This is a genomic window from Monashia sp. HAY1-2A (assembly GCF_056755315.1).
In genome coordinates this window covers 1-2,701 of the sequence record NZ_JBNDHY010000264.1, presented here as the reverse complement: position 1 = coordinate 2,701, position 2,701 = coordinate 1, and the positions used below count along the sequence as shown (strand labels likewise).

3 protein-coding genes are annotated in these 2,701 nt (G+C 73.0%); all 3 read right to left on the bottom strand.

Features of this window, described 5'->3' with window-relative positions:
- Positions 1-129: 129 nt before the first annotated feature.
- Positions 130-1,359, bottom strand: coding sequence for an MFS transporter (locus tag ACPYOM_RS21560; protein ID WP_481342889.1), 1,230 nt, complete (start codon positions 1,357-1,359; stop codon positions 130-132).
- Between the two features lie 67 nt (positions 1,360-1,426).
- Positions 1,427-2,164: an enoyl-CoA hydratase-related protein gene (locus ACPYOM_RS21555; RefSeq protein WP_481347522.1), complete on the bottom strand. Its 738-nt coding sequence runs from the start codon at positions 2,162-2,164 to the stop codon at positions 1,427-1,429.
- Positions 2,165-2,193: 29 nt separating this feature from the next.
- Positions 2,194-2,701: acyl-CoA dehydrogenase family protein (locus ACPYOM_RS21550; RefSeq protein ID WP_481347521.1), on the bottom strand; the 508-nt coding region annotated here is incomplete at its 5' end.

Here is a 2,701-nt window from a genome sequence, read left to right as displayed (position 1 = left end):
TCCGTCGTCGGCAGCGTCAGATGTGTATAAGAGACAGTCCTGGGGGCGTTGGCAGCTGCTCGGTGTGTTGCGGGCACAGGGCGGGCGGACGCGTCGGGCGGGGGGACGCGTCGGTGGGTGACGAGGAGCTCAGCGGAGGTTGTGCAGCTCGCGGCGGGTGAGGAAGGCGCGGGTGCCGAGGGCCATGACGAAGGCGAACCCGCCGGCGATGACCGCGACCCAGTAGCCGTGCTGGGAGCCGACGCGGTCGACGACGGCGCCGGACACCGCCGACCCGGCGGCGATGCCGATGATGAGGCCGGTGAGGACGATCGTCATGCCCTCGTTGAGCTGGGCCTTGGGGACGATCCGCTCGATGAGGTTCATCGTCGTGATGAGCGTCGGCGCGGTGGCCATGCCGGCGACGACCATGAGGCCGGCGAGCAGCCAGAGGTTCGGCGCGAAGAGCAACGGGGCCTCGAGCACCCCCATGCCGAGGGCGCCGGCCACGAGCAGCTTGACGAGGTTGCGCCCGTGAGAGACGTGCCCGAAGACGAGCCCGGCCAGCCCCGACCCGACGGCGTAGAGGGCGAGGATGGCGCCCGCCGTGCCCTGGGCGCCGTGGTCCTCCGCGACGGCGAGGGTGACGACCTCGTTGACGCCGAAGATCGCCCCGGTCATGACCATGATGAACGCGAGCGGGATGAGCCCCGGGTTGTGGTGCGCATGCCCCTCGGGACGCTCGTGGTGCGGCACGACGGGTGGCTCGGTCGATCGCGCCGAGATGAAGACGGCGACCCCGATGCCGTACGCCACCGTGGCGACGACGAACCCGGCCTCCGGGAACCAGGCCGTGGCCAGCCAGATCGCCACGACCGGCCCGATGACGAACGTCAGCTCCTCCATGACCTGCTCGAACGACATCGCCGAGTGCAGCGACCGCGGGTCGTGGGCGAAGATGTGCGTCCACCGCGCCCGCGCCATGGTCCCCATGTTGGGGATCGCGCCGCAGAGCGGGAACGTGACGAAGAGCAGCCAGGACGGCCAGCCCTTGTACGACGTGACGACGGTCATGACCGCCCAGAAACCGGACCACAGGAAGAACGGGATGGCGATGCGCCGCTGCCCGTACCGGTCGACGAGGCGACCGAGGAAGGGCGCGAAGAGCGCGAGGGCCACCATGCCGACCGCGACGACGGCGCCGGCCAGCTCGTACGAGCGGGACCGGGCGGCGACCATGGCGACGACGGCCACACCGAACATCGAGCCCGCGGTGCGGGCCACCATCCCCCCGGCGATGAAGGTGCGAGCGCCCGGCACCTCGAAGAGAGGTCGGTAGGACGCGAGCACGGACAGCTCCTCCTCGGTCGGCGACGGCACCCTCGCCATAGTGCCACCAAGCGGACCGTGGGCCGAAACGACGCCGTCCGCCGGCCGGCCGGCCGGGTCAGCGGCCGTGGCGTCGGCGCAGCGACCACATCTGCGGCGAGCGCTCGAGCTCGACGGCGACGTCCCACGGCAGCCCGCCCGGGGCGGTCTCGCGGCGGAAGCTCGCGACCATCCGGCGCGCCAGCGCGGGGTCGCGGGCGACGCGTCGGGCCAGGGCGAGCGCCTGCTCCTCGACGTCGGCGTCGTCGTGCGACGCCCAGGCGAGGCCGAGCGCGACGGCGCGGTCGCCGTCGACCTCGTCACCGAAGAGGCCGAGGGCCGCCGCGGCCTCACGGCCGGCGACGCGGTTGAGCAGCGTGAAGTGCCCCCCGCCCGGGTGGATACCGATCTGCGCGAACCCGGGCAGGAGCCGCGCGCTGCGCGACACGATGCGAAGGTCGGTGGCGAGCGCGAGGTTGAGCCCGGCCCCCACCGCGGCGCCACGGACGGCAGCGACGGTGGGGACGCCGATGGCGCCGACGGTCGTGAACGCCGCGTAGACGGTCTCGAGGTTGCGGTACGCCTCGTCCTCGACGGGGTCGGCTCCGGTGTCGGCGAGGACGCTGCGCACCGCTCCGGCGCAGAAGTGCTCGCCGCCGGTCACGACGACGGCGCCCACCGCGGGGTCGGCATCGGCCGCCCGGGCCGCGTCGGCGAGCTCGACCGACATCTCGACCGAGAGGGCGTTGCGCCGCCCGGGCGCGTCGAGGGTGATGAGAGCGACGCCGTCGGCAACCTCGTACCGGACCTCGTTCATCTGCGGATCTCCTTCGGTACCAAGACAGTTCACGTGGTCCGGTAGTCGCGGCTCTTGGCCCGGCCGGTCGTCACGAGGGTCCACAGCCGCTCGTGACCGGCCGAGGTGGCGAGCACCGTGAGGGTCTCGTCCCACTCGTGCACCGAGCCGTACTCGCTGCGTCGGGCGAGGATCGGCTTCGTCAGCGTGTGCAGCTCGTGCTCGAGCGTCGTGCCGATGGCGCCGAGGACCTGGTGGGCGTTGCGGACGACGACCGACGCGCCGTGGCCGACGCACGACTTGGCGACGCCGACGGCGAACAGCATGCCGCGGTCCTGCCAGTCGGAGGCCGCCGCCCGGGCGACGGCCGCGTCGGTGGCGGCCCGGGCGAGGGCGGTCTCGGCGGCGATGTCGGCAACCAGGTGCTGGACGGCCTGGAATCGCCCGATCGGCCGGCCGAACTGGACGCGGTCGCGCACGTGGGCGAGGACGACCTCGAGGACCCGCTCCATCGCCCCGACGACCTGGGCCGAGCGCGCCAGTGCCCCGCGGTGGTGG

What these genes read in the sequence shown, in the direction of transcription:
- ACPYOM_RS21555 (WP_481347522.1), bottom strand. Translation starts at nt 2,164, where the DNA reads ATGAACGAGGTCCGGTACGAGGTTGCCGACGGCGTCGCTCTCATCACC.